The organism is Caballeronia sp. LZ028 (genome assembly GCF_031451415.1).
Classification (GTDB): domain Bacteria; phylum Pseudomonadota; class Gammaproteobacteria; order Burkholderiales; family Burkholderiaceae; genus Caballeronia; species Caballeronia zhejiangensis.
This window is the reverse complement of sequence record NZ_JARUXN010000026.1, coordinates 1-6,244: the sequence shown is the minus strand read 5'-3', so window position 1 is coordinate 6,244 and position 6,244 is coordinate 1. Positions and strand designations below refer to the sequence as shown.

Annotated in this window: 6 protein-coding genes and 1 pseudogene; 5 read left to right on the top strand and 2 right to left on the bottom strand. The window is 57.0% G+C overall.

Annotated elements, in window-relative coordinates; translation table 11 throughout:
• Positions 1 to 89: pseudogene (locus tag QCE58_RS33810) on the top strand (IS5/IS1182 family transposase); the annotation flags it as partial.
• A 152-nt stretch (positions 90 to 241) separates the two neighbouring features.
• Here the strand turns inward: QCE58_RS33810 and QCE58_RS33805 are convergent.
• Together QCE58_RS33805 and QCE58_RS33800 are read right to left on the bottom strand one after the other, a co-directional pair.
• Positions 242 to 460 carry a hypothetical protein gene (locus QCE58_RS33805; protein ID WP_144403764.1) on the bottom strand — a complete coding sequence of 73 codons (219 nt, stop codon included), beginning with the start codon at positions 458 to 460 and terminating at the stop codon, positions 242 to 244.
• Between the two features lie 262 nt (positions 461 to 722).
• Positions 723 to 926, bottom strand: a complete 204-nt coding sequence (locus QCE58_RS33800) for a cold-shock protein (RefSeq protein ID WP_008344589.1) — start codon at positions 924 to 926, stop codon at positions 723 to 725.
• Positions 927 to 2,061: 1,135 nt separating this feature from the next.
• Here QCE58_RS33800 and QCE58_RS33795 point away from each other — a divergent pair.
• From QCE58_RS33795 to QCE58_RS33780, 4 genes are all read left to right on the top strand, one after another.
• Positions 2,062 to 2,319 carry a hypothetical protein gene (locus QCE58_RS33795; protein WP_008344583.1) on the top strand — a complete coding sequence of 86 codons (258 nt, stop codon included), beginning with the start codon at positions 2,062 to 2,064 and terminating at the stop codon, positions 2,317 to 2,319.
• A 370-nt stretch (positions 2,320 to 2,689) separates the two neighbouring features.
• Positions 2,690 to 3,109: a hypothetical protein gene (locus QCE58_RS33790; protein WP_250521440.1), complete on the top strand. Its 420-nt coding sequence runs from the start codon at positions 2,690 to 2,692 to the stop codon at positions 3,107 to 3,109.
• A gap of 427 nt (positions 3,110 to 3,536) precedes the next feature.
• Complete coding sequence (locus QCE58_RS33785) at positions 3,537 to 4,547, top strand: serine protease (protein ID WP_008344577.1); 1,011 nt, start codon at positions 3,537 to 3,539, stop codon at positions 4,545 to 4,547.
• A gap of 678 nt (positions 4,548 to 5,225) precedes the next feature.
• Entirely contained in the window at positions 5,226 to 5,636 is a 411-nt protein-coding gene (locus QCE58_RS33780) for a response regulator (protein WP_008344556.1), read from the top strand.
• Positions 5,637 to 6,244: the final 608 nt, after the last annotated feature.

Genomic DNA, 6,244 nt, shown 5'->3' with positions numbered 1-6,244 from the left:
TCGAGCGCCTCGCTTTCATCCACGAGGCTTTGCTCGAAATCGCTTGCTGCATCATATGCTGGCGACACCTGCAAAAGTCATTCTGTTAACGCCTCTAAGAGCAGCACGGCCTGGAAGCGCTTGTTCGGGATCGTTTGCCGGACGATAAGGTCGCCGTCCTACCGAAGGAGAGGACGGTTACAGACAGATCGCATGATGGAAATGCCAACGTGAGCCGCTAGATCAACTCCATTGGGGACCGCTAACGGTATCCCCTCACCGCCTGCCGTCGTGCGTGAGCCGCGCCGCCTTCATAGGCCTCGTCCTCAGTCTCAAAGCGAAGATGACTGTCGTAGCGGATCTCGCTGACAGTTGAACCACTCAAATCTACATCGACACATGCGTAGGTGAAGCCACCGTCAGCAAGCGGCTGAACCACAATATGGAATTCATGGTTTCCAACTTTCAACATGCGTGACATCGAGAACTCCAGTAGTGGTGAGCCATCGTACCCCGCGATGAAGAATCAACCCGCACTCTGGTCGCCGCGGCTTCGCACGGTTATCAAAGGCCTATGCCGATCCCGAGGTAACCCATCGGGGGTCTTAGCTTTTACGATATCCAAGTCCTCAGGAGTACTATTCAAGGCCCGACGGCAATACCCGGTCGAGCAGGTGGACGAAGTCTGATTACCCCAGCACGAAACTGCCGGCTCCCCCACGCGGAGTCGGCAGGAAAGCTACTTAGATCGGCGTGATGTTCGCGGCTTGCAGACCCTTAGGGCCGCTCTTCGTCTCATAGCTGACCTTTTGATTTTCTGCGAGCGTCTTGAAGCCTTCGGCGCGAATCTCCGAGAAATGCGCGAACAGGTCATCGCCACCCTTGTCGGGTGTGATAAACCCGAAACCCTTACTGTCGTTGAACCACTTGACGGTGCCGGTATCCATGAAACTCTCCTGAAGATGGACGAACAAACGGGACCGCGAGACAGGTCCCGGAATAAAGGATCAAGGAGGGAGAGGACAACGAACACCGCAGGCTGCGGTCAATGATGAGCAGCAATCGCGCTTCTTGAAGACTTCCCAAGGAAAATTACGCCTCGCCTCGACAACCGTCAAGGTCTTTCGGGTGCCCGGACGAACCGGCTGGGCACGGAGGCGATTCGTCTAACTGCACGTTCCTTGCCCCCGATGAGTCCGCGGGTCCGGGACAGCACAACCCGTTCACCGCGCGCCCCCACCGGCATTGCAGGTATAGTGGATCTTCAATCTCGAGGAGACGTTCATAACAGCATTCCCGCCCCTTCTTTAAAAGGGCTGAACTTCATCCTCCCGTGTTCTCGCGCGCATTCAGCCGCTTCGACCGGCATTCGCGCTACGATGAAGGCTACGATGTCGCGATTCGCACCTGTCGCCCGGAGACATTGGGGGAGGCCGGCACGAGCCACGTCTTCAGGCTCGATCGGCTAGATTGTTGACGCCAATGCCCGTTTGATCCACATGCCGAACTTCGAGTGATCCGCCGCGCTCGATGTCGAATCGTCGCTGCGGGCAGGAGTTCGCGGGAAACGATGGTTCAGTGCGATGCTGGCATACGGATCAATGGGATGTCGGCATCAACATGAGTGAACTCCCAACTTCGGCCCGCACCGGCCGGTAGGCAAGGCAAAATGGCCAGGCAGCTAAGCGTCCGTCGCGCGAGCCGGAGCGGACAGAGCGCAGCTAGATATCGACATCGCTAGGCTGCCAATCCATGCATGACGACGTGCAGATTCCGCTGTACAAAATTCGCAGCGAGGGTAGGATGAAGCTACTGACTTTATAGCGGCCAAATCTCACTGCCTTCCAGCGTCCGGTAGAAATGTACCGGTATCACATCGAAGACCGTGCAAAGCGGTCAAAACCGCTTCACGTAAGTCGAATCGAACAGCTTTCCCATTCGCTCACGTACAAACGACATTTGCGGTGACTGCGCCTTGGGCGTGCCATGCGCGACTGCTTTTTTTGCGCTTGGCCCATGGGCACTCGCCGCGAATGAACTGCAACTGTTCGCTTTCGTTGTAGGCTGAAATAAGGGAACTCAATGCAAGGCAATCTTGAACGGTTCGAGGTCGATCCCACTCCACGCAGGGCCGACGGCGAGTTTATTGCACATGTGAGGATAAGCATCAGCGGTGCCGACGGAAGTGCAACCGACGTCGTCCTGAGCGGCGATCTGGCAGGGTTCGACTCGCGCGCCGAGGCCATTGACCATGCCAAACAGTGGGCTCGACGTTGGTTCGGCTTGTGCTTTGGTATCGGGCCGGGTGACGTCACTCCGCTGCGCGGATGCGACGCCTGAGGATGCTGAAGCAGCAGCATGGCTCGCGGCTAGCTTGCCTCGTGCTCTGCGATTGCGGGCGATCGCTGAGGCGATGGTATCGACAAAGGGTACACGCATGTGGGTCGGTTAGGTTCATGGTCGCACTTCCGATCGAAGAAGTAGGCCGCGCACTTCATCAATGGATCGATGAAGCACGTGTCTTCATTCCGGGGGCACCAGCGCACCGGGACATCATGTGCGCCGTGACGACGTGGCTCGAATTGCATCTCGCACGGCTCCCTCGTCCGAAACCGGATGCGAAACGTCTACGCGAGATGATCGTGCACGAGCAGAGGTAGAATTTTGTTGCTTCTCGCTTTGAAAGGATTGCCAACGACCGGAGGTCACGATGTGGAAGTGCGTCCGTTGCCTGCTCGAATTACCCGCTCAAAGCGTTGAGCCGGCGATCGATGCCTTCGGCATCTATTTCGTCTGTCCTGTCTGCAGGCGACGCAACAGGCTGGTGAACGAAGGAAGGAGTGGCCACGTTTCTTTGCAGCAGCCGGAACTGTCCGCGCCTTGCTCGCCAACAAGGCCGATCCTACGGCTTGGCGGTGACCTCTTTTTCCGCCACGAGATTCAAAGCAGGTCCTTCCAGGTCCAGGTCACGCGAAACTGCATGGTCGAGGTCTTCGATTCGGACGGATCCCTGGAAAGCGATAGAGCTGCACTTCAGACGCACTTTTTGCGAATCGTTGCGGTGGCAAGCTGCAAAGCGAAACGTGGCTTTAGCTCACCCATCAAGATACTGAACACCGACTTTTTCTGAGTCGTGCAAGATGAGGGTTCTGACATATGGCAAACGGCCTCCCGCGTTATTGGCGTGCTGATCGGTTTGAGCCCTCGTGAAGTTCGTCGCGCTCCGGCGCCTTCCTTCTTCCCGACAGCGGGAGCGTTTGTTAAACCGCGAGTTTTTGGCCGAAGTCCTTAGCCGTTGAAAAGAACGCGGACAAGGGTGGCTCTGGACCGGGCCTGCACATCGCGAGTGAGGTTGCCCGTCACCCATCGCGGTGCTATCTCATCACTGAGCGCGCCGGCCAAGCGGCAATTGACGTGCTCCTCGGTCCTGCAGACGACGAATAGCGGCAAGCGTCTCTATCGTCTCTACATTGCACGCAATATGCTGTCGCCTCTGAGCCGAGCCACCAGTCTTTTCCACGGCCATCGCGCGAGACCCCTCAACAGGACACGCACTCATGAAAACGAACTCTGTCGAACTATATGCAAGCCCCGGTGGCGAAAGATGGCTGCTGCATATCGGCGCCGACGAACGGCCTGTTGTGCGCCATGTTCCGAACGCCGCTTCGGGCGGCAATGCGTCGGAGATGTCCGTGGCGGATTTTCTGTCATCGGATCAAGCAACGCCGCAACGCTACGCTATGCTTCAATTGATTCAGCAACTCGTTCTCAGTGGCCCGAGTTCGAATCGTTGCTTGTCCAATGAAAGCGCGGGGGTCTCGAAACACGCTGCCGAAGCGCTTCTGCTCACAGTGGCGCGCATCAGGACCTTCGCACAAAATCGACACCTAACTAACGCGAGCGGATTTTTTTTCGCTCGCGATGAGCGGCTTTTTCTCGTGACGAGCCGTCACGTTGTCAAAGACGAGGCTAGCAAACATTTTCCTGAGTGGGTTGAGATAGAACTGCATGTTGATGGTGACAATCTGGGCGCTTCGACATGGTTTTCTATACCTCTGTACGCGAAAGGCGTTGGCCTTTGGCGAGAAGGCTCAGATGACGGCGGCGAGATCGACGTTGCCGTTTTGGAGCTTCGAAGGGATCGGCTACCGAAGACCGCGGTATTCGACGCGTTTGGTCCCGATCATCTTCCCAAGGCAGACGGTGTGATGCCGATTGGCACTTGCGTACTTATAGCCGGCTTTCCCTTAGGGTTTCACGATTCGCTGCACCATCTCCCTGTCGTTAGACAAGGCGTCATAGCGTCGGCATTCGGCCTCCGCTTCCAAGGAAGAGGATGCTTCATCACCGACGCGCGAACCCATCGGGGCACGAGCGGCGCGCCGGTTGTGACGAGCGATCTCTCCAACGGACATGCGGTAAAAAGCTCGAGTCTGCCTTGGGTGCTTCTTGGAGTTCATTCGTCGACCATTGATATGGGCACGCGGGACGTGCAAATCGATGAGACACTCGGTCTAAACAGTGCCTGGTATTCGGACATTCTTTTGACGCTCACCCGCCAGCAATAACGGCCGCTGTGCGCCAAAATTTGCAGCCGCGCGTTCAGGGCTCGTTCTTTATACGGCTCTGCGGAGTTCGCTGAACGTCATGAACATCGACACTGCTGCGATCGACGATGCGGACGTCGCGCTCCTGTACGTGACTCGCCCATACTTTCAGACACGCCTTCCTGCCAACCGGCGCGTCCCCGCACGGTGCGCTTGCGCCGGACGGGTGTGCCTTTAGCCCTACGGCAAGCACCCAGAAGACCTTCGGCGCCGGTGTGAACTACACCTTCGGCCCGGCAGTCGCGGGCTTCGTCTACTCGCACACCAAGCTCTCGCAATTCTTCCAGGATTCGCTGAGTGGAACTTTTCTATGTGCGTATTTCGGCGGTAAATTCCTTTAGGTCGAGTGCGATTAACCCAACGCTGATTGAATCACCTCATCGATTCACGTGGCCCGAATTGTACTGGATCGGTTCAAGCAGCCTAACTCATGGCTTGAAGAAATTGAGAGGCGCCGGCCGTCAAACGTCTAGTCGTCGCAACAGCAAACAAGAACGCGATGCAGAAAGCGCAGACGATGCACGGGGCGAACCTGCCGTGGATATTTTCTCGCGCGGCGCGCAGATTGCTACCCTATAGGTATCCGGCAAGCTTTCGGGCCATGAGCAATGACGCTCGCCAGGGTACGCCGAGCGTGCTGTGAACCACTATCCTTCTACTTCGCCTGATTCCCCTACTCTTCTGCTCGTCGACGATGAGGCAAGCGCGCTCGAAGCGTGGGCCTTGCTCCTTTCCCTGCATGAATTCAGCGTTCACACCGCTTCGGACGGTAACCGAGCCCTCCAGCTTGCGAAAGCGACATGTCCCCATTTGATTATTACCGACTTGATGATGCCGATAATGGACGGCCTGGCCCTCTGCAGGGCATTGCGCGCGGACCCAGATCTGGCGAAGATACCGATCATTCTTTGGACCGCCGCTACGCGTCCACTCAAAGAAAAGGGTGCGTTAGGCTTGCTTTTCGAGCGCTGCCTGACAAAGCCGGTGGCATTTGAGACGCTTGTTGAACATGCGCGCACGCTCATCGGTCCGCTCGCGCCCCGGATTTGATAGGCTGGCTCTATTACCGTTAATTCGATTGATCGAGCATTTCACGGCAATTAATCCGGATGTCACGGTAGAGGTCAGGTCAAAGAGCCGCGTTTCTGTCACCTGCAGCCCGCTTCAACGCGCCTAGAGTCGCCTCAACGACCAGTTGTCGAAACAAGCGGGCAGCCCTGAAGGCCACCGATCGGACGAATTTTGGGTCCTGCCGCGAGACCAGTTGGCGAGGGACACCGGCGCCGGACGGCAGGAACAGGCTGCCAGTTAGCGATTTTGGCAATGTCGACGTACCCGGGGCTCCGATATTCCGAGACTGCTGCGGTGTCTTGCGGCAATGCGACCGGGTCGGTATTTGCCTTTCAGGCTCTTAGTGCCTTCGCGAGATCATCCAAGCGGTACGGCTTGTGCACGAAGGTGAAGTCACTGATCGAGCCGTGCTCGCTTCGCAGCGCCGGAAGCGGATAGCCTGAAGTCAAAACGACCTTTATATTGGGAAAGACAATGTAATTTCCATGAACTCAATGGGAGTCTGTCATGGGAAGCAAGCCGACATCCAACCTTGACACGTCGCCAACGACAGCAAAGCGACGAGCAGCAGCCGCACGTCGGCTAAG